This window comes from Nocardioides sp. NPDC101246, assembly GCF_044767415.1.
Taxonomy (GTDB): domain Bacteria; phylum Actinomycetota; class Actinomycetes; order Propionibacteriales; family Nocardioidaceae; genus Nocardioides.
In genome coordinates this window covers 290,741-310,729 of the sequence record NZ_JBIWNX010000008.1, presented here as the reverse complement: position 1 = coordinate 310,729, position 19,989 = coordinate 290,741, and the positions used below count along the sequence as shown (strand labels likewise).

The 19,989-nt window shown below is 68.6% G+C and carries 17 protein-coding genes; 6 read left to right on the top strand and 11 right to left on the bottom strand.

The window, feature by feature from the left end; genetic code table 11:
* Positions 1–269: 269 nt before the first annotated feature.
* Positions 270–1,463, bottom strand: a complete 1,194-nt coding sequence (locus tag ACIRON_RS17405; RefSeq protein WP_402993748.1) for an acyl-CoA dehydrogenase family protein — start codon at positions 1,461–1,463, stop codon at positions 270–272.
* 115 nt (positions 1,464–1,578) lie between these two features.
* Complete coding sequence (locus ACIRON_RS17400) at positions 1,579–2,937, bottom strand: endonuclease/exonuclease/phosphatase family protein (protein ID WP_402993746.1); 1,359 nt, start codon at positions 2,935–2,937, stop codon at positions 1,579–1,581.
* 228 nt (positions 2,938–3,165) lie between these two features.
* Here ACIRON_RS17400 and ACIRON_RS17395 point away from each other — a divergent pair, with 228 nt between their 5' ends.
* The 5 genes from ACIRON_RS17395 (at position 3,166) to ACIRON_RS17375 (ending at position 7,193) form a co-directional block, all read left to right on the top strand.
* Positions 3,166–4,494 (top strand): magnesium transporter MgtE N-terminal domain-containing protein, encoded by a 1,329-nt coding sequence (locus tag ACIRON_RS17395; protein WP_091052639.1) that lies wholly within the window; start codon positions 3,166–3,168, stop codon positions 4,492–4,494.
* The gene (locus ACIRON_RS17390; protein WP_402993744.1) at positions 4,487–5,032 is read left to right on the top strand and encodes a DUF1003 domain-containing protein; all 546 of its coding nucleotides are present in this window, start codon (positions 4,487–4,489) and stop codon (positions 5,030–5,032) included. Before ACIRON_RS17395 ends, ACIRON_RS17390 begins: the two co-directional genes overlap by 8 nt.
* An 11-nt stretch (positions 5,033–5,043) precedes the next feature.
* Positions 5,044–6,189 (top strand): Mrp/NBP35 family ATP-binding protein, encoded by a 1,146-nt coding sequence (locus ACIRON_RS17385; RefSeq protein ID WP_402993742.1) that lies wholly within the window; start codon positions 5,044–5,046, stop codon positions 6,187–6,189.
* A gap of 18 nt (positions 6,190–6,207) precedes the next feature.
* Positions 6,208–6,537, top strand: coding sequence for a sec-independent translocase (locus tag ACIRON_RS17380; protein WP_091052643.1), 330 nt, complete (start codon positions 6,208–6,210; stop codon positions 6,535–6,537).
* Between the two features lie 110 nt (positions 6,538–6,647).
* Entirely contained in the window at positions 6,648–7,193 is a 546-nt protein-coding gene (locus ACIRON_RS17375; protein WP_091052645.1) for an Rv3235 family protein, read from the top strand.
* A 64-nt stretch (positions 7,194–7,257) separates the two neighbouring features.
* Here ACIRON_RS17375 and secA read toward each other — a convergent pair whose 3' ends face one another.
* A complete protein-coding gene (gene secA, locus ACIRON_RS17370) occupies positions 7,258–10,155 on the bottom strand; it encodes a preprotein translocase subunit SecA (RefSeq protein ID WP_402993739.1) in 2,898 nt (965 codons plus the stop codon).
* A gap of 66 nt (positions 10,156–10,221) precedes the next feature.
* A complete protein-coding gene (locus ACIRON_RS17365) occupies positions 10,222–11,433 on the bottom strand; it encodes a winged helix-turn-helix domain-containing protein (RefSeq protein ID WP_402993737.1) in 1,212 nt (403 codons plus the stop codon).
* 214 nt (positions 11,434–11,647) lie between these two features.
* Here ACIRON_RS17365 and ACIRON_RS17360 point away from each other — a divergent pair, with 214 nt between their 5' ends.
* A complete protein-coding gene (locus ACIRON_RS17360; RefSeq protein WP_402993735.1) occupies positions 11,648–12,493 on the top strand; it encodes an LLM class F420-dependent oxidoreductase in 846 nt (281 codons plus the stop codon).
* Positions 12,494–12,558: 65 nt separating this feature from the next.
* Here the strand turns inward: ACIRON_RS17360 and ACIRON_RS17355 are convergent, their stop codons facing one another.
* The 7 genes from ACIRON_RS17355 to mtrA all read right to left on the bottom strand — a co-directional run bounded on the left by ACIRON_RS17355 (position 12,559) and on the right by mtrA (position 19,806).
* On the bottom strand, positions 12,559–13,029 hold the full coding sequence (locus ACIRON_RS17355) for a hemerythrin domain-containing protein (RefSeq protein ID WP_402993733.1): 471 nt from the start codon (positions 13,027–13,029) through the stop codon (positions 12,559–12,561).
* Positions 13,030–13,137: 108 nt separating this feature from the next.
* Positions 13,138–13,818 (bottom strand): response regulator transcription factor, encoded by a 681-nt coding sequence (locus ACIRON_RS17350; RefSeq protein ID WP_176884338.1) that lies wholly within the window; start codon positions 13,816–13,818, stop codon positions 13,138–13,140.
* 114 nt (positions 13,819–13,932) lie between these two features.
* The gene (hpf, locus tag ACIRON_RS17345; protein ID WP_402993730.1) at positions 13,933–14,574 is read right to left on the bottom strand and encodes a ribosome hibernation-promoting factor, HPF/YfiA family; all 642 of its coding nucleotides are present in this window, start codon (positions 14,572–14,574) and stop codon (positions 13,933–13,935) included.
* Positions 14,575–14,980: 406 nt separating this feature from the next.
* The gene (locus ACIRON_RS17340; protein ID WP_402993728.1) at positions 14,981–15,685 is read right to left on the bottom strand and encodes a ComF family protein; all 705 of its coding nucleotides are present in this window, start codon (positions 15,683–15,685) and stop codon (positions 14,981–14,983) included.
* Positions 15,686–15,758: 73 nt separating this feature from the next.
* On the bottom strand, positions 15,759–17,477 hold the full coding sequence (locus ACIRON_RS17335) for an LpqB family beta-propeller domain-containing protein (protein ID WP_402993726.1): 1,719 nt from the start codon (positions 17,475–17,477) through the stop codon (positions 15,759–15,761).
* Positions 17,474–19,102, bottom strand: coding sequence for an MtrAB system histidine kinase MtrB (gene mtrB / locus ACIRON_RS17330; protein WP_402993724.1), 1,629 nt, complete (start codon positions 19,100–19,102; stop codon positions 17,474–17,476). Before mtrB ends, ACIRON_RS17335 begins: the two co-directional genes overlap by 4 nt.
* Positions 19,099–19,806 carry an MtrAB system response regulator MtrA gene (gene mtrA / locus ACIRON_RS17325; protein ID WP_091052660.1) on the bottom strand — a complete coding sequence of 236 codons (708 nt, stop codon included), beginning with the start codon at positions 19,804–19,806 and terminating at the stop codon, positions 19,099–19,101. The genes mtrB and mtrA overlap by 4 nt, the downstream gene beginning before the upstream one ends.
* Positions 19,807–19,989 lie beyond the last annotated feature (183 nt).

Below are 19,989 nucleotides of genomic sequence, written 5' to 3'. Positions count from 1 at the left end.
CCCCTCCCTCCCTCCCCCCCCACACACCCCCCCCCCCCCCCCCCCCCCCCCCCCCCGGGCGGGGGGGCCCCCCCCCCCCCGCGCCCGGCCGCGCCCCCCCCCCCCCCCCCCCCCCCCCCCCCACTTCTACAGATTCGCTGCGTGGTCGCGGCGACCTCGAACTCGAAGGCGTGGATCTCGACCCGCAGTCGCGGCTTCGCAAGCTCAGCCGCGCGCTCGCTCGATCCCTTCGCGGTGTGACCCTGCTCGTCCCTCGCAGGGTCACAGGCTCAGGACTTGTAGTCCTTGAGCAGCGAACGCCCGATGATCATCTTCTGGATGTCGCTGGTGCCCTCACCGATGAGCATGAACTTGACCTCGCGCATGATCCGCTCGATCTCGTACTCCTTGGAGTAGCCGTAGCCACCGTGGATCCGGAAGGAGTCCTCGACGACCTCGTTGGCGTACTCCGAGGCGACCATCTTGGCCATCCCGGCCTCCACGTCCATCCGCTTGCCGGTGTCCTTCAGGCGCGCAGCACGAACCATCATGTTGTGGGAGACCTCGACCTTGGTGCCCATCTCCGCGAGACGGAACAGGATCGCCTGGTGCTCGGCGATCTTCTTGCCGAAGGTCTGACGCTGCTGGGAGTAGGCGATACCGAGCTCGAAGCCACGGATCGCCAGACCACAGGCGCGGGCGGCGACGTTGACCCGGCCGACCTCGACACCGTCCATCATCTGGAAGAAGCCCTTGCCCGGGGTGCCACCGAGGATCTGGTCGGCCGAGATCTTGTGACCCTCGAAGATCATCTCGGTCGTGTCGATGCCCTTGTAGCCCATCTTGTCGATCTTGCCGGGCACCGTGACGCCCTGAGCGGTCTCGCCGAAGCCCGGGGTCTTCTCCACCAAGAAGGTGGTCATGTTCTTGTAGACGCTCTCGGCGCCCTCGTCGGTCTTGGTCAGCACCGCGACCAGCGTGGAGGAGCCACCGTTGGTCAGCCACATCTTCTGACCGGTGATCTCGTACGAACCGTCGGCCTGCTTGGTCGCCTTGGTCGACACCGCGCTCACATCCGAGCCGAGACCGGGCTCGGACATCGAGAACGCGCCGCGTACCTCGCCGGTCGCCATCCGCGGCAGGTAGTTCTGCTTCTGCTCCTCGGTGCCGTGCTGCATCAGCATGTAGGCCACGATGAAGTGGGTGTTGATGACACCGCTCACACTCATCCACCCGCGCGCGATCTCCTCGACGCACAGCGCGTACGTCAGCAGCGACTCGCCCAGACCGCCGTACTCCTCCGGGATCATCAGACCGAAGATGCCCAGCTCCTTGAGACCCTCCACGATCTCGGTCGGGTACTCATCGGCGTGCTCCAGCTCCTGGGCCACCGGGATGACCTTCTCGTCCACGAACTGACGGACGGTCTTCAGGATCTCTTCCTGAATGTCGGTGAGACCCTCGGTCTCGGCAAGGCGACCCATGCTCAACTCCTAATCTCGGTGGGCTGTTGAGACCACCACGACGTCACTGCGGCAGGTTACCAATCAGTAACCATCAGGGACAGGTGACTCCCGCCACATCGCGATCCTACGACGCTCAGACCCGCCGTCCGACTGCCGAGAAGAAGGGCCTGAAGAGCTTGTCGTACGACGCCTTGGTGACGCTCACGTAGCCCGACCGCTTCCCGCTGCCGGCCGAGGTGGACATCTGGGTGCTCGAGCTGAACGCGAACGCCGGGGTGGCACCGGTCCTGCTGATCAACAGCACGGTCGCTCGCAGTCCGGCGCGGTCGTATCCGTCCGGTTGCCGCACGGCCCAGCTCTCCTTGTCCACGTCCTTGCCGAGGACCCGCTGCAGCGAGCGCATCTCGTCGGTGGTGGTCCGCTCCGCGGTCACGACCTGGACCCGCGCGCCACGCGACTTGGCCCGCTTCAGCGCCCGGAGCACCTTGCCGTTGCTCAGCGCGCGGGTGGCCAGGTGGACGACCTGACCGCGCTTGGTGCTGTTGATCGACTTCAGGACCGTACGCAGCACGCTCTGCTCGTCGGTGGCGCTGAGTCCCGGGTCGGTGACCACGACACCCGGCCCGAACCTGACCCGGGAGGAGCCGTCGGTGGAGGTGACCGGGAGCGGCGAGAAGTCGACGCGGACCGCGTGGTGGTCGGACTCGAGCCCGAAGGCACGCTGGTTGCCCGTGGCGAACCGCGCGATCCCGCGAGCCAGCACGTAGTCGATGGTCGAGGCCCGGCCGTGCGTGACCGGGGCTTGCTGGGTGACGTCATAGCTGGGGGTCAGGTGCTGCGCGGCGAAGATGTCACTCGGGTAGCGCGAGCCTCCGTACTGCACGTTCAGGTCGCCTCCGACCATCACCGGGCCACGCCTGGCCAGCGCCTTGACGAGCACGTTCAGCGCACGGGCGGAGGGACGGACCAGGTCGCCGTAGTACTTGGACTTGGGCGCGAAGTGCACCGCGACCACCGAGACGTTCCGGCCGGTCGCACGGTTCTCGAGGGTGACCCAGTTGGCGTACCTGATGCCCCAGTGCAGCCGCTGGTCGGGCGACTTGCCGCGCTTGTTGCTGATCTGGTGGATGCCCTTCGAGGTCGCTGCCCACTTGTCGTTGTCCCACGCCACCGCCGTCGCCGACCTGTACGGGTCGCCGCCCTTGCGCCACACGCGGTAGCGCCCCGGCTCGAGACTGGCGCTCCGGCGGCCGTTCACCTCGTTGTAGGTGATGAAGTCCGGCGCCGTGTCGACGACCTCGCGTACGTCCTTCTTGAACCTCGCCGTGCCCATGCTGGCCCTGATGTTGGCCTGGACCATCCGGTAGCGCGGCGGCGAGTAGGCGACGGTCTCCAGGTCCGTCGCGGACGGAGCGGACGAGTCGCGCACGGCGACGAGCGCGCCGCCGAAGAGCCCGATGACGAGCCCCGCGGAGAGCAGGGTCTTGACCACCCGACCCCCGTGAGACGGGACATGAGGTCGTGTACGCATCTCTTCGGCTCCCCTCGCAGCAGTCGCGACCGATCACTCTGGTCACATAGATACCTTTTGTAACACAGGTATCAGCCAGATCTGCGGCTCCATTCCGGAGGGAGTTCGGATAGACCATCGAATCCCGGTTCCGTGCCACCGCGTGAGCGCCGAAGCGATCTGCTGGGGTCCATGTCATAACGTTGGTCCGTGAGCACCTCGCCCAACCGCGTCTACGCGGCACGCCTGGTCGGCCTTCCGATCTTCGACCCGCTCGGTGAGCAGGTCGGCAAGGTGCGAGATCTCGTGGTCACGGTCAGATCCGACGCGCGGCAGCCGCGCGTGCTGGGCCTGGTCGTCGAGGTCTTCGGGCGCCGGCGCATCTTCGTGCCGATGACCCGGGTGACCAGCATCGACTCCGGGCAGATCTACACGACCGGCCTGCTCAACATGCGCCGCTTCCAGCAGCGGTCGACCGAGACCCTGGTCATCGGCCAGATGTTCGACCGGCAGGTCACGATCCGCAGCACCGGTGTGTCCGGGACGGTGTACGACGTCGGCATGGAGCAGGCCCGCAACCGCGACTGGCTGCTCTCCCGGGTGGCCGTGCAGGAGCCCTCCAAGGGCCTGCGCCGCCGCGGCCAGACCCATGTGGTCGAGTGGGACGACGTCGAGGGCCTGGCCCGCCGCTCCCCCACCCAGGCCGCGACCCACCTGGTCCAGGCGATCCAGGAGATGCGCCCGGCCGATGCCGCGACGATGATCCACGAACTGCCTCCCGAGCGTCAGCGGCAGGTGATCGCCGCCCTCGACGACGAACGGCTCGCCGAGGTGCTCGAGGAGCTCCCCGAGGACGACCAGGTCGCCATCGTGCGGGCCCTGGACTCCGAGCGTGCCGCCGACGTGCTCGAGGAGATGTCACCCGATGACGCCGCCGACCTCATCGCCGAGCTGCCGGAGGAGACCGCGACCCTGCTGCTCGAGCTGATGCAGCCCGAGGACGCCAAGGACGTCCTGCGGCTGATGTCCTACGAGGAGGACACCGCCGGCTCGATGATGACCCCCGAGCCGGTCATCGTCGGCCCGGACGCGACCATCGCCGACGCCCTCGCACTCGTACGCAACCCCGACCTCACCCCGGCCGAGGCATCCGTCGTCTACGTCTGCCGTCCGCCGCTGGAGACGCCGACCGGCAAGTTCCTCGGCATCGCCCACATCCAACGACTGCTGCGCGAGCCTCCCTCGACACTGGTCGCGGGCGCGCTCGACGAGTCCCTGGAGCCGCTGCGCCCCGAGGACAGCACCGAGCAGGTCGCGGCCCACCTGGCGACGTACAACCTGGTCGCCGCTCCCGTCGTCGACGAGAACGGCCATCTGGCCGGCGCGGTCACGGTCGACGACCTGCTCGACCATCTGCTCCCGGAGAACTGGCGCGAGAACCTCGCCCGCCAGGAGTCGGCGACCGAGCCTCGTCCCGACACGCGACCCGACACCCGCCCGAACAAGGTGATCACCCCCGAGATGGTGCGCCGTGGCTGACGCACGCGCCGCCCGCGGCCGCCTCGACACCCCGCGCGAGCTGCGCCGCCCTCTCGTCAAGCGGCCCGCCTTCCGCGCCGACTTCGGCTCCTTCGCCGAGGCGTTCGCCCGCTACATGGGCACGGCGCGGTTCATCGGCTGGATGACGATGGTCGTGCTGATCTGGGTCGCCTGGAACACCCTCGCGCCCAGCGAGTGGCGCTTCGACCAGTTCCCGTTCATCTTCCTGACCCTCGCGCTGAGCCTGCAGGCCTCGTACGCCGCCCCGCTCATCCTGCTCGCCCAGAACCGCCAGGAGGACCGCGACCGCGCGCTCGCCGAGCAGGACCGCCGGATCGCCTCCCAGTCCAAGGCCGACATGGAGTTCCTCGCCCGCGAGACCGCGTCGCTGCGGATGGCCCTCGGCGAGGTCGCCACCCGTGACTACCTCCGCTCCGAGCTCCGGCTGCTCCTCGAGGAGCTGGATGAGCGCGACCGTCACCGAGGTCCGATCGACCAGCCCTCGGGCGATGCGGGAGAGTCCCCACGCACGACGTAGGCTTGCATACCGTGAGTAGCCCGCTTCTCGACCGTGTCAACGCAGCCCTGGCGACCGTTCAGGACCCGGAGATCAAACGACCCATCACCGAACTGGGGATGGTCGACTCCGTATCGATCGACGACGCAGGTGTGGTCAGCGTCAAGGTGCTGCTGACCGTCGCCGGCTGCCCGCTCAAGGACACCATCAACCGCGACACCACCGCGGCCCTGGAGAAGGTCGACGGTGTCACCGGCGTCGACCTCGAGCTGGGCGTGATGACCAACGAGCAGCGCACAGAGATGCGCAACGGGCTCACCGGTGGCCAGGCGCAGCGGGAGATCCCCTTCGCCCAGCCGGGCTCGCTGACCAAGGTCTTCGCGATCGCCTCGGGCAAGGGCGGTGTCGGCAAGTCGTCGGTCACCGTCAACCTGGCCGTCGCGCTGGCCGCGCAGGGCCTCAAGGTCGGCATCGTGGATGCCGACATCTACGGCCACAGCGTGCCCGCGATGCTGGGCGTGGCCGACTCCCGGCCGACCCAGGTCGACGACCTGATCATGCCGGTCCCGACCGCCTCGGGCGTCTCGGTGATCTCGATCGGGATGCTCAAGCCGCGCCGTGACCAGGTCGTCGCCTGGCGCGGGCCGATGCTCGACCGGGCCCTGGTCCAGATGCTCTCCGACGTCTACTGGGGCGACCTCGACGCGCTGCTGCTCGACCTGCCCCCGGGCACCGGCGACGTGGCGATCTCGCTGGGCCAGCACCTGCCCAACGCCGAGATCGTCGTGGTCACCACCCCGCAGGAGGCCGCCGCCGAGGTGGCCGAGCGGGCCGGCACGATGGCCGAGATGATGCACCAGCGCGTCGTCGGCGTCGTGGAGAACATGTCCTGGCTCGTGCTGCCCGACGGCTCCAAGATGGAGGTCTTCGGCTCCGGCGGCGGCCAGCGGGTCGCCGAGACCCTCTCCCAGCGCTTCGGCTCGAAGGTCCCGCTGCTCGGCCAGATCCCGCTGGAGCAGACCCTGCGCGAGGCCGGCGACGCCGGGAAGCCGATCGTCGAGTCCGACCCGACCGCGGAGTCGGCCAAGGTGCTGGCCGAGGTGGCGCGTACGATCTCGGGCCGCGGCCGTGGGCTCGCGGGCATGCAACTGGGCCTCACTCCCACCTCCAAGCTCTGAGCCTGTAGGTTCACCTCCGTGTTCGGCATCGGCTTCGCGGAGCTTGCCGTCATCGTCGTGATCGCCATCCTGGTCTTCGGGCCGGACAAGATCCCCGACATGGCACGGCAGGTCGCCCGCCTCCTCCACCAGGTGCGCAACCTGGCCAACAACGCGCGAGACGACCTGCGCGGAGAGCTCGGGCCCGCCTACCAGGACCTGGAGCTGCGCGACCTCGACCCGCGTCGCATCGTCAGCAGACAGATCCAGGAAGCCCTCGCCGACATCGAGGAGGAAGAGGCGCGCGCCAAGGCGCCCCGGCCTCTTCTGGCCGGCGAGAAGCCGCCCTACGACGACCAGGCAACGTAGCCCGTCCCTCCAGTCTCCTTCGTCGCAGCAGAACCTTCTGTTACCCGTCGGTTTAGAACCACGAATAACGGGTAAGAGAAGGTTGCCTGCGTAGAAAGGAGTTTGCGCCCATGAGCGCTCTACCATCTCGGGACCCCGATCCAGCAGCAGAGCCGGATCCACCACGTCCTGCCGAAGTACCCCTGGCCGATGTCCAGGGCACGCTCGCCTTCGACCTACAGCCACGCCTCGACCCGCCGCAGCCGGACAGGGGCGGAGCGGACGACGCGCTGCTGGCCGAGCCGATCCCGATCGTCCCGGCTCGTGGCCATCTGAACGCATGGATCCCACAGTTCGCCCAGAAGATCGCCGAGGTCGTCGGTGGAGACCGTCCAGCGAGCCAACTGATCCGCTGGACGACCAAGGAGGTCGTCGCCGACCTGCGTTACCGCGCTGCGCTCACCGCCCGTAGCGGGGCGTACGAGCCAGGCATGGGCCGTCACCAGCCGGTCCGTCCCCGCGTCTATCGATGGCACCTTCACGTGGTCACCGACACCATCGTCGAGGCCACCGCCACGATCAAGTACGGCCACGGCTACCGCGCGATGGCCCTCCGCTTCGAGCAGAGCGGCGAGAGCTGGATCTGCACGGTCCTCAACTTCGGGCCGTACACCTGAGCCGACGGAGCGCTATACGTACCGGGTACGTATAGCGCTCCGTCGAGTTCTGTGCTGAGGGGCCTCAGCCGTTGACGCGGGTGGTGAGGCCGGTCGGGCCGCCGGGGCGGCCGTGGCACTGCTTGAACTTCTTGCCCGAGCCGCAGGGGCACAGCTCGTTGCGGCCGACCTTGGCGTAAGGGTCGTCGGCGTTGCTGACGGTGTTGCCCTGTGCCTCGGCCTGACCCTGCTCGTCCGGGCCGGAGAAGGCCAGGTGCTTGGGCGTGGAGGGCTTCTGCAGGCCCTTCGCGGTGATCTGCGGGGCATTGGCCGACGCCTTCGCCGCCTCGGCCTGCAGAGCCGCGGAGATGTCCTGGAGGCCCCCGGCCTGGCCGACGCCGACCGGCGGCTCGGCGAGCGCGCCCTCGTGCATCGGACCGGCGTGACGGGTGCCGTCGGGGTGGTAGTGGAACTCCGCCTCGGCCTGCTCGACCTGGACCTCCAGGTTGAACAGGTAGCCGACCGCGGCCTCCTTGATGCCGTCCATCATCGCGGTGAACATGTCGTAGCCCTCGCGCTGGTATTCCACCAGCGGGTCACGCTGCGAGTACGCCCGCAGCCCGATGCCCTCGCGCAGGTAGTCCATCTCGTAGAGGTGCTCGCGCCACTTGCGGTCCAGCACCGAGAGGACGACCTGACGCTCGACCTCGCGCATGCCCTCTTCGCCGATCTCGTCCTCGCGGCGGTCGTACGCCTCCTGGGCGTCCTTCTTGAGGATCTCGATCAGCTCGCTGCGGTCGAGGTCGTCCTTGCTGCCGCCGGCCTCCGCGATCAGCTTCTCGGGCTCGACCGAGACCGGCCACATCTGCTTGAGGTCGGTCCACAGCTGGTCGAGGTCCCACTCCTCGGCGTACTCCTGGGTCGCGCCGGTGACGACGCCGGTGACGACGTCGTCGATGAAGGTGCGGATCTGCTCCTCGAGGTCGGCGCCCTCGAGCACCTCGCGGCGCTCGGCGTAGATCACCTTGCGCTGGCGGTCCATGACGTCGTCGTACTTGAGGACGTTCTTGCGGGACTCGAAGTTCTGGCCCTCGACCTGGGTCTGCGCGTTGGCGATCGACTTGGTCACCGACTTGGCCTCGATCGGCACGTCGTCGGGGATCTTCAGGGTGGTCAGGATGCGGTCGACCCACTCGCCCTTGAACAGGCGCATCAGGTCGTCCTCCAGCGACAGGTAGAAGCGGGACTCGCCCGGGTCACCCTGACGGCCGGAACGACCACGGAGCTGGTTGTCGATGCGGCGGGACTCGTGGCGCTCGGTGCCGAGGACGTAGAGACCACCCAGCTCGGTGACCTCCTCGTGCTCGGCCTTGACCTGCGCCTTGATCCGCTCGACGGTCGGCGCCCAGGCCTGCTCGTACGCCTCCGCGGTCTCGCCCGCGGGCTCCAGGCCCTGCTTGCGCAGCTCCTGGTCGGCGAGGAAGTCGACGGAGCCACCGAGCATGATGTCGGTGCCTCGGCCGGCCATGTTGGTGGCGACCGTGACGGCACCCTTGTGACCGGCCAGCGCGACGATCTTGGCCTCGTCGGCGTGGTACTTCGCGTTGAGGACGGTGTGCGGGACGCCGCGCTTCTTGAGGATGTTGCCGAGGTATTCGGACTTCTCGACCGAGACGGTGCCGACCAGCACCGGCTGGCCCTTCTTGTGGCGCTCGACCAGGTCGTCGGCGACGGCCTCGTACTTCGCCTCCTCGGTGCGGTAGACGAGGTCGGGCTGGTCCTTGCGGATCATCGGCTTGTTGGTCGGGATCGGGACCACGCCGAGCTTGTAGATCTTGTCGAACTCCGACTCCTCGGTCATCGCCGTACCGGTCATGCCGGAGAGCTTCTCGTAGAGGCGGAAGTAGTTCTGCAGGGTGATGCTCGCCAGGGTCTGGTACTCCTCGCGGACCTTCACACCCTCCTTGGCCTCGATCGCCTGGTGCAGACCGTCGTTGTAGCGGCGGCCGGCGAGCATGCGGCCGGTGTGCTCGTCGACGATCAGGACCTCGTCGTTGGCGACGACGTACTCCTTGTCGCGGCGGAAGAGCTCCTTGGCCTTGATCGAGTTGTTCATGAACGAGATCAGCGGGGTGTTGACCGCCTCGTAGAGGTTCTCGATGCCGAGGTGGTCCTCGACCACGGTGATGCCCCGCTCGAGCACGGCGATGGTGCGCTTCTTCTCGTCGACCTCGTAGTCGACGTCCTTGGTCATCGTCTTGGCGATCGTGGCGAACTCGTCGTACCACTTCACGTCGTCCTCGGTCGGACCCGAGATGATCAGCGGGGTGCGGGCCTCGTCGATGAGGATCGAGTCGACCTCGTCGACGATCGCGAAGAAGTGGCTGCGCTGGACCAGGTCGGCCATGGAGGAGGCCATGTTGTCGCGCAGGTAGTCGAAGCCGAGCTCGTTGTTGGTGCCGTAGGTGATGTCGCAGTTGTAGGCCTCGCGGCGCTGCGCCGGGGTCATCTGCGGCAGGATCACGCCGACGGTGAGGCCGAGGAAGCCGAAGATGCGGCCCATCATCTCGGCCTGGAACTTGGCCAGGTAGTCGTTGACCGTGACGACATGGACGCCCTTGCCGGCCAAGGCGTTGAGGTAGGCCGGGAGCACCGCGGTCTGGGTCTTGCCCTCACCGGTCTTCATCTCGGCGATGTTGCCGAGGTGGAGCGCCGCGCCGCCCTGGATCTGCACGTCGTAGTGACGCTGGCCCAGGACGCGCTTGGTGACCTCGCGGACCGTGGCGAACGCCTCGGCCATGATGTCGTCGAGGTCCTCGCCGTTCTCCAGGCGTTGCTTGAACTCGTCGGTCATCCCCCGCAGCTCGTCATCGCTCATCGCGACGAACTCGTCCTCGATCGCGTTGACGGCCTTCGAGATGGCCTCGAGCTCGCGAAGGATCTTGCCTTCGCCGAGGCGAAGGATCTTGTCGAGAATAGCCACGGTGGCGGGCTCCTACTAGCGGCAGACGGATAGCACGCTCACTCTACCCACCTCCCGGTCACCCACTCACACCAACGGCGCAAGCAGGGGTGCCAGGTCGCCCTTGGGACCGACCTCGACGGCGCTCAGGCCGAGCCAGCCGGCGAGCCGCTCGAGCTCGGCGGCCAGCTCGATGGCGGTCTCCACGGGGGCGCCTGGCTCGGCAAAAGCGCCCTTGACCTGCAGGGTTCCGCTCTTCCGGTCGGCCTTCAGGTCGACCCGGCCGACGATGTGCTCGCCGAGGAGGAACGGCAGCACGTAATAGCCGTGGATCCGCTTGGGCGCCGGCGTGTAGATCTCGATCCGGTAGAAGAAGTCGAAGAGCGCCTCGGTGCGCTCCCGCTCCCAGACCAGCGGGTCGAACGGGCTCAGCAGCGCGCGGGCCGGGATCCGCCTCGGCAGGCGGGCCCCGGAGAAGAGGTACGCCTGCTTGCGGATGCCCTCGACCGCGACCGGCTCCACCTCGCCGGCGTCGATGAGCCGGCCCAGCGCGCGTGTCGTGTCGTCCACGCGCATCCGGAAGTAGTCGGCGATGTCCTTGGCGGTGCCGACCCCGTGGGACCGGGCGGCGCGGCGTACGAGCTCGAGGTGGGCCTCCTGTCTCGACGGCGTCGGCGCGTCGAGGTGTTGCCGCGGAATGACGCGCTCGGGCAGGTCGTAGGCGACCTCGAACTGGTCGTTGCGGCCGGCGATGGCCAGCTCGCCGAACATGTAGAGGATGTCGAGGGTCTTGCGCGAGTCGGACCAGTTCCAGCCCCAGTGGTCCTTGGTCTGCGGACCGGCGTCGTCGAGCGCCTTGGCCGCCTCGCGGGCGGTGAGCGCCCCCTGCTCGGCCACCAGCGCCAGCACCTTCTCCTTCATCCCGTCCGGCACGCTCCCCCACCACTTCGAGCCCTTGGTGGCGCGGTAGTCGTCCATCCGCCACTGCATGTGCGGCCACAGCTCGACCGGCATGAACGCCTGCACATGGGCCCAATACTCGACCATCCGCCGGTCCCGGTGGCCCTTGCTGGCGCGGTGCAGCAGCCCCGTGTCGTACGCCCCCATCCGGCTGTAGAGCGGCATGTAGTGCGCGCGCTGCAGCACGTTGACCGAGTCCACCTGGAGCACTCCCGTGCGCTCGAGCGTCCGCTGGAACGTACGCATCGTGGGCGCACTGTGGGGCTTGTCCGCGAACCCCTGCGCGGCCAGCGCGATCCGGCGGGCCTGGGAGCGGCTGAGTGTCTGAGAACGGGGCACGAGTCCGACTCTAGAGCCGGTTCCGGACGTTATCCGACCTGATCCGGGTCAGCGGTCTCCGTGCGAAGGGCCGCTTGCTGGTCGGCGTTCATATCCACGCCGTGACCATGGCGACCCGGCCTGCAACCCTGCGGCCGCTATGACAGAGGGTCCGACCTTGTGAATGTTTCACAAGGTCGGACCCTCTGTCATAGCGGGACCTAGGCTCGACGTCATGACGACACGGTTCGGGATCAAGCTCAGCCAAGCAGCTCCGATCGACGACTACCTGAGGGTGTGGCGTACCTCAGACGAGGCGGGCTTCGACCACGTCTGGGTGATGGACCACATCGCCGACCTGGGCGACAACCCGAGTGTGCCGATCTTCGACGGCTGGGCGATGCAGGCGGCGATGGCGGTCGCGACCAAGCGGGTGCGGATCGGCTGCATGGTCACCGGCAACACCTACCGCCACCCCGGGATGCTCGCCAAGCTCGCCACCACCGTCGACCACCTCTCCGGCGGCCGACTGGAGTTTGGCATCGGCGCGGGCTGGGCGGAGCCGGAGCACACGATGTACGGCCTGGAGTTCGGCACCTTCCGCGAGCGATTCGACCGCTTGGAGGAGGCGCTGCAGATCATCCGTTCGCTGTGGACCGAACCCACCACGACCGTCTCCGGCACCCACTACCAGCTCACCGACGCCGTCGCAGAGCCCAAGCCGATCCAGCGTCCACACCCGCCCATCTGGATCGGCGGGAGCGGCCCGAAGCGGACCCTGAGGATGGTCGCGAAGTACGCCGACGCCTGGAACGCCACCGGCGAGACCCCGGAGGAGTACGCCCGGCTCGGCTCGATCCTCGACCAGCACTGCGCCACGGTGGACCGGGATCCGAGCACGATCCGCCGCACCGTCCAGCTCCGCCTCGGTGACGCCGACGACCTCGCACGTCTCGTCGCAGACTTCCGCACCGCGGGCGCGACCGAGTTCATTCTCGTTCTCCCCCGCAACGGCGATCATCTGGCAGTTCTCGACCGGACCGCCGCCGACCTCGACAGGCTCCGCGACGCCGCCGCCTGACCGCAGCCGCCACACCCTGGGAGCGCCAGGCGCACCAGACACGCCTCACGCTCCCAGGGTCCGATCTACAGCGGGCCGAACACCGCTCCGACATCGGCATCCAGCGCGAGCGACTCGAGCACGTCGAGCAGCTTGCGCTCCTCGTAGCGGAAGTGGGACTCCATGATCGCGGCGATGCCTTCGAGGTGCTTCCCGAGGTCCTCGGGGGTGGCGGCCTGATCGACAGCGACCTGGAGACCACCGAGGAGATGGCCGATCATGGAGTGGTCCTGCTCGAGATAGCGGATCGTCTCGCGCAGCTCGGGGTGGGCTCGGGCGATCGCCGGGAACAGCGAGCGGTCCTCGCCCTCGTGATGCCCGGTCAGGGCCGCACAGAACCCGTGACAGAACAACAGCAGGTCACGAGCCGCCGGTTCGGCGGGATCTCCCGCGGCGATGGCCTCCTGCGTCACTCGCAGTGCCTTGCGCAGCCGGTCGTGGACCCGCCGCATCTCATCTGCCCAGGCGATGAACCTGGTCTTCTCGCCCTCAGTCACGTGAGGGCGAAGGGGACGACAACATCATGTCGATCTCCTTCGTGTCCGGCGCCTCCATGCCTGACACGGTCTGTCACCGGCACGCGACGCTGGGAGCAGCCTAGCGGGTCAGTCGACGTTGAGGAGCTTCTGGCGCACGGCGTACATGACCGCTTCCATGCGCGAGTGGGCCTGGAGCTTCTCCAGGATGTTGCGTACGTGGTTCTTGACGGTGTTCTCCGAGATGAACAGCCGTTTGGCGATCTCGCGGTTGTTGAGGCCCTTGGCGACCAGGCCGAGGACCTCGAGCTCGCGGTCGGTGAGCTTGGGGCCGGGGACCGAGGAGCGGTCCGGCCGGGACATCTGCTTGAACTCCTCCATCAGCTTGACCGCCATGGAGGGGCTGATCAGGGACTGACCGTCGGCGACCACCCGGATCGCCTGGGCGACCTGGTCGATCGAGGAGTCCTTGAGGAGGTAGCCCATCGCGCCGGCCTTGACCGCGTCGTAGAGGTCGGCCTCCTCGTCGGAGACGGTCAGCATGATGATGTTGGCCGAGGGGACGGCCTCCTTGATGGCGACGCAGGCCTCCAGGCCGGTCTGCTTGGGCATGCGTACGTCGAGCAGCACGACGTCCGGGGCGGAAGCCGCGGCGCGCTCGGTGCCCTCGATGCCGTTGGTCGCCTCACCGATGACCTCGATGCCGGGCTCGCTCGCCAGCAGCGCGACCAGGCCCCTTCGGAAGAGCTCCTGGTCGTCGACAACCAAGACGCGGACCGGCTCACGATCGGCACCAGATGTAGATGACACGAATGCATCATGGCACGTAACTGATGATGACAAAGTAAATGGCCGGGACTCATCCATCTGAGGGATGGATAAGTCCCGGCCGACGTGCTTACGAGCGGTTGCTCGTCACGGCGGTCAGACGAGGTCTGTCCGGTTGAGCGCGATCACGCCGTAGTCGTACCCCCTCCGGCGGTAGACGACCGCCGGCCGCATCGAGTCCTTGTCGATGTAGAGGTAGAAGTCGTGTCCGACCAGCTCCATCTCGTAGAGGGCCTGGTCGAGCGTCATCGGCTCCGCAGTGTGCGTCTTCTCGCGGACCACCAAGGGCCCCTCCCCCGTCACCGTGATCGGACCGACCTGGTGCTCCCGGACGGTCTCCTCCTCGAGCTGCTCGGACTCGGTCGTCGAGGCCAGGCCGTCGGGCTCGATGCCCGCCAGTGCCTGCCCGACGGACACCGGCGTACGACGGCCGCGGTGGACTCTGCGGCGGTCGGCGGCGCGGCGCATCTGGGAAGCCATCTTGTCGACAGCCAGGTCCAATGCCCCCATCTTGTCCTCGGCACACGCCTCGGCCCGGATGACCGGACCCTTCGAGTATGCGGTGAGCTCGACGTGTACGGCGCCCTTGTGCTGACGCGGGTTGGGCTCGTTGTCGACCTCCACGTTGATCCTGATGATGCGGTGGTCGTGCTTCTCGAGCTTCGCGAGCTTCTCGGCTACGTGAGCGCGATAGCGGTCTGAGACCTCGGCGTTGCGGGCCGTGACGACAACTTCCATCGGTACCTCCCGGTGTTTCGGGGTTGGCGGGATCCCGGACGGTCAGCGCATGTGACCTCCGGGGTACGGAGTCCGCCCGGCCGACCTGGTCTTCGACCCCACAATCGCCTGCTGAGGCTTAGCAGCTTGGTGCCACTCCACCTTCTCCTTGCTGGTTCCCGTATCTGACGGGAGGGCAAGGGCAGGACTTATCTCTAAGCCGCACCGTGATCCCCTTGCCCCAAAATCTGGAAGCGTAGGGTTACGTGGACCGTTTCGCCTGCGACTGGCATCGGCTTGCCGCTCGGATGTCCGCAACGCGGACCTCTCTGCGACGCAACCACGGACCCAGGCGGACTCCATGTAGTGACGGTAGTTCGCCGATCTGCCCCACGAAAGCCCTTCAACAGAATTACATGACGGTTTCCTACATTTGAACGCGAGACCGACGCTGGGTGGCCGCTACGGTCGCGATCGCTTTCACGCCGAGACCGACCGATTCCAGCGCTCGTTGAGCCTCCCGGGCGGTCGCGCCGGTGGTGATCACGTCGTCGCAGACGATGAGCGTCGCCCGCGGGATCTTCCTGGCAAGTGTCCGGATGCCGGACGCGGGACAGGTGATCGAACCGTCCAGGTTGGCCTGTCGCTGCCGGGAGTCGAGACCGGCCTGGTCCGCGACGCCCGGTCTGGTGCGGAGCAGCCGGTGATGACGTACGTCCAGCCCGTGCCGCCTCAGCATCGCGGCTGCCCTGCGTGTGATCGCCGTGGTGCTGTCGAGGCCGCGCTCACGCACGGAGGCCGGGCGCGACGGGACCGGGACGAGGACCGTCGGGCCGGTGCCGGTCGCCGCCATCGCCTCGAGGACGGAGAGTGCGAGCAGGCCGGCCAGAGGCCTGCGGAGGCCGAGGAGCTGGTGTTCCTTCAGGCCGATGACGAGCTGCTTGAGGGTGTCGTCGTAGGGCCCTGCCGCGAAGACCGGGGCGATGCCCGAAGGCGCCGGGCTTGGCGGGCTCGGCCGGGCCGTGTCGGGGAGGGCGGCGTGGCAGTCGTGGCAGAGCAGCCTGCCTGGTCGCCGGCAGCCGACGCAGCGGCCGCCGACGACGAGGTCGTGCCACGCGTCCGCAAGTTCCATGGGGCCGAGTCGACCAGGGTGCGTGCGACGGGGCAACCAGGGGCCGCGTACCTGTGGATAAAGCTGTGGAGAGTCAGCCCTGGTAGGTGATGTCGGAGAGGTCGGAGGGCAGCTCCAGGTCGAACCGGTCGAGGGGGTCCAGGAGGGTCCAGCTGGAGACGGCATAGAGGCGGGCCGAGGCGACCGGGGAGCCGACCACGCCGGTGACCCGGTCGCTGAGGGTGTAGCGCTCGCTGCTGGGGGCGCCGTCGAGCGAGACCGACTGGAAGAGCGCGGTCGAGCTGATCTGCTGGACCGCGACGATGGTGGTGGGCGAGGTCCAGCCGATGTCGGTGACCCGCATCGTCGCGGAGTCCGGGTGCGGCAGCAGGACGGCCGACGTCGCGGTCGTGATCTCGCCCTTCGAGCTCGACCGCAGACGGCTGACCACGATCCGGTCCGAGGACACCCCGTCGATCACCGCCACGAACCGGGTGCCGTCGCGGGAGACCAGGAACCGGGTCACGTTCTCCCCGGTCACCCCGGGCACGGCGACGCGGACTCGGCGGTCTCCGTCGACGTACATGACCCGGGCACCGGTCGAGTCCTTGTCGACCAGCCAGAGCCGGCCGGCGAGGTCCCAGGAGGGCCTCAGCAGGCGGGTGCCCTTCACCGGAGCCCTGCTGAGCTCACCATCGCTGGTCAGCTCGCCGACGACGACGCCCGTGCGGTCGGCGGTGATCGCGGCGGCGGTCGAGCCGTCGGCGTCGACGGCGACGTCGGTGACGCCGTGCGACTTGGCCCAGGCGCCGAGCACCGGCACCCACGGGTCGCCGTTGTCGCCGGTGCTGGTCACCAGCGCACCGCCACGCAGCGCATAGAGGTCGACCCGGGCGGAGGTGCCGTTGGGATCGTAGCCGCCGCCGCTGTCGACGTTGAACGTCTCCCCGTAGCCCGGCAGCACCACCGGCTCGCCGTCGATCGTGAGCCGGATGCGCTCCACGCTGACATCCTGCCGCAGGGTCCAGGCCAGCTGGGCGCCCATGAGCTGGAGATCTTCGGAGCTGTGGTCGTCCAGGTCACCGGCGAGGTCGACCTCGGCCACCCCGTCGCGTACGTCCACCGAGCGGGGCTCGGAGGCCTCGGGCGGGAGCGCGCTGCGGATCACGCCCTGCGCCTCCTCCCCCGGCCCGCTCAGCAGGCTGGAGACGAGGGTGGTGGCGTAGGAGGTGCCCTTGGGGGCGAAGATCGGCTCCGGCACCAGGGTGTGCCCGGTCGGTTCGACGTAGTAGAGGTTGCTGCGGGCGAAGTGGGTCAGGAACCAGTCCTCCTCGACCACCAGTGCGTTGGGAGCCGAGCTGATCCGCCACTCACCCTCGGCGCGGGTCAGCTCGAAGTCGAGGATCGCCTGCGAGGCGGCCAGCTTGCCACGCCACACGCCCCGATCGTCGAGCCAGCCGGCGTCCTCGAGCTCCACCGAGACCCGCGGCGAGGAGCTGACGTGGCTGCCGAGCTCGCCGTAGACCAGGGTGCGGCCGGCCGGTGCCCAGTTCATCGCCGCGTCCTTGGTGAGGTAGCGACGAGCGTAGGCCGTGCTCATCGGGGTGGCCTTCATCGCGTCGAGGAATCCGTCGACGATCTCGCCCGGGGACGCCCCCGCCCGCGGGGCGCCGGGGTTGTAGGGGATGACCTCCTCCTGCGCGTCCGGCGCGGCCAGGTCGACGCTCTGGACGGGGCCGGAGTCGGGCACACCCGAGCACGCCGAGACGAGGAGCGCGAGCGCGGCGAGGAAGACGGCGAAGACGGGTCTCACGATGCCTCCAGGGTGTCGCGCGCGTCGGCCGGGACGAGCGGGAGCGGGCTGTGCCTGAGCACCGTGCCGGCATAGCGCGGCAGCGTGAGCCGGAACTGCGCGCCCTGGTCAGGGCGGCCCCAGGCCTGCAGCCAGCCCCCGTGGAGATGGGCGTCCTCGAGCGAGATCGACAGGCCCAGACCGGTGCCACCGCTGGAACGGTCCCGGGCGGGGTCGGCGCGCCAGAACCGGTTGAAGACCAGGGCGGTCTCCCCCGGGGCCAGCCCGACTCCGTGGTCGCGCACGGTCAGCGCGGCCGCGTGCTCGTCGCTGTCGATCCGGATGGTGACGGTCTGCCCCACCAGAGCATGGTCGGTGGCGTTCGCCACCAGGTTGCGTACGATCCGCTCGACCCGGCGATGGTCGACCTGGGCCATGCACGGACGGTCCGGGGCGACGACCTTCAGCTCGATGTCGCGCTTGTCGGCGAGCGGCGTGTAGGCCTCGACGACGGCGTGGGCCAGCGCGGTCAGATCGGTGTCGTAGAGGTCGAGCACGGCCGCACCGGCGTCGAAGCGGCTGATCTCGAGCAGGTCGCTCAGGAGCGTCTCGAACCGGTCCAGCTCGGTCTGCAGCAGCTCCGCCGCCCGGGCCGTCGAGGCGTCGAAGGTGTCCCTGGCCTCGTAGAGGACGTCGCTGGCCATGCGGACGGTGGTGAGCGGCGTACGCAGCTCGTGGGAGACGTCGGAGCTGAACCGTCGCTGAACCCGGGAGAGGTGCTCGAGCTGCCGGATCTGGTTCTGCAGCCCGCTGGCCATCTGGTTGAACGAGAGCGCCAGGCCGGTGAGGTCGTCCTCGCCGTGGACGACCATCCGCTCCTCGAGGCGGCCGGCGGCGAGCCGCTCGGCGGTCCTGCGGGCGATCCGGATGGGCGTGACGACGTGGCGGGTCACGATCCAGCTGCCGACGCCGATCAGCAGGATCAGGATCGCACCGGCAGCGAGCAGCCCGCGGGTGATGACGCCGAGCGTCTCCTGCTCCTGGTCCATCGGGAAGAGGAAGTAGATGTTGTACGTGTCGTCGTGCAGCTCCAGCTGAGACCCGATCACGATGCCGGGGGTCGAGGAGCGCTCCTCGTCGTCGTAGGCGATCCGGGTGTAGGTCCAGGCCGGCTCGGCGCGGATCGTCTGGAAGCGGTCCTCGAGGGAGCGCGGGACGCTGCGTACGTCCACACCGGGTGTCCACTCGACACCGTCGTCGCTGATCCGGCCGGAGGTCGAGGTCACCGGGCCGGCCATGACGACGCCGTAGCCGCGCGAGACGCTGCGCTGGATGATCGGGTCGCCCAGGTCGTTGCGCTGCAGCGGAGTGCCGCCGTTGGCGCCCGAGGTCTCCGCGATGCTCGAGCGGGCCGCGGAGAGCTCCTCGGAGGCCTCCGCCTTCGCCGCGGCGACCCGGTCCTGGACCAGCTCGTCGCCGATCTGCTCGAGCAGGATCAGCCCGACCAGACTGACGGCGGCCGCGGTGAGGAGCACGGTGTAGACCACGACGCGGGTCTGGATCGACCGGCGCCAGGTGGTCAGGAGCTTCTTGGGCGTCCGGGCTGTCGTGCGGGCTGCCGTGCGGACGACCTGCTGGAGTGTCACACGGGCCCTGCCTTGTATCCGACACCACGGACGGTGACGACGATCTCGGGGTTCTCCGGGTCGTGCTCGACCTTGGAACGCAGTCGCTGGACGTGCACGTTGACCAGGCGCGTGTCGGCGGCGTGACGATAGCCCCACACCTGCTCCAGCAGCACCTCGCGCGAGAAGACCTGGTGGGGCTTGCGGGCCAGGCACTCCAGCAGGTCGAACTCCAGCGGCGTGAGCTGGATCTGCTCATCGCCACGGGTGACCTGGTGGCCGGCCACGTCGATGGTGAGGTCGCCGATCTCCAGCACCTCGGGCACGGCGTCGCCGTGCCGGCGGACCCGCGCCCGGATCCTGGCGATCAGCTCCTTGGGCTTGAACGGCTTGACCACGTAGTCGTCGGCCCCGGACTCGAGCCCGACCACCACGTCCACCGTGTCGCCCTTCGCGGTCAGCATGACGATCGGCACACCCGACTCCTTGCGGATCTGCTTGCACACCTCGATGCCATCCATCCCGGGAAGCATCAGGTCGAGCAGCACCACGTCGGGCTTGTAGTCGTGGAACGCCGGCAGCGCCATGTCACCACGGGCGACGAGCTGTGAGTCGAACCCCTCTTGTCTCAGCACGATCGCAAGCATCTCGCTCAGCGAGGCATCATCATCGACGACGAGGACCTTTCCCTTGGCGGGCTGGTCGGGAGCGCTGCGATCGGCCATGTGTCCGATTCTGTCACCCAGTGCGTGCGACGCGTCACATGAGCCACCCCCACAACGCGCGAGTCGGGGGGGGGGGGGGGGGGGGGCGGGGGCGGCGGGGGGGCGGGGGGGGGGGGGGGGGGGGGGGGGGGGGGGGGGGGGGGGGGGGGGCCGGGGGGGGGGGGGGGGGGGGGGGGGGGGGTT

Excerpts from the sequence above, each read along its gene's own strand:
- ACIRON_RS17405 (WP_402993748.1), bottom strand. The coding sequence starts at position 1,463 with ATGGGTCGCCTTGCCGAGACCGAGGGTCTCACCGACATTCAGGAAGAG.
- ACIRON_RS17375 (WP_091052645.1), top strand. The coding sequence starts at position 6,648 with ATGAGCGCTCTACCATCTCGGGACCCCGATCCAGCAGCAGAGCCGGAT.
- ACIRON_RS17360 (WP_402993735.1), top strand. The coding sequence starts at position 11,648 with ATGACGACACGGTTCGGGATCAAGCTCAGCCAAGCAGCTCCGATCGAC.
- hpf (WP_402993730.1), bottom strand. The coding sequence starts at position 14,574 with ATGGAAGTTGTCGTCACGGCCCGCAACGCCGAGGTCTCAGACCGCTAT.
- ACIRON_RS17340 (WP_402993728.1), bottom strand. The coding sequence starts at position 15,685 with ATGGAACTTGCGGACGCGTGGCACGACCTCGTCGTCGGCGGCCGCTGC.
- mtrA (WP_091052660.1), bottom strand. The coding sequence starts at position 19,806 with ATGGCCGATCGCAGCGCTCCCGACCAGCCCGCCAAGGGAAAGGTCCTC.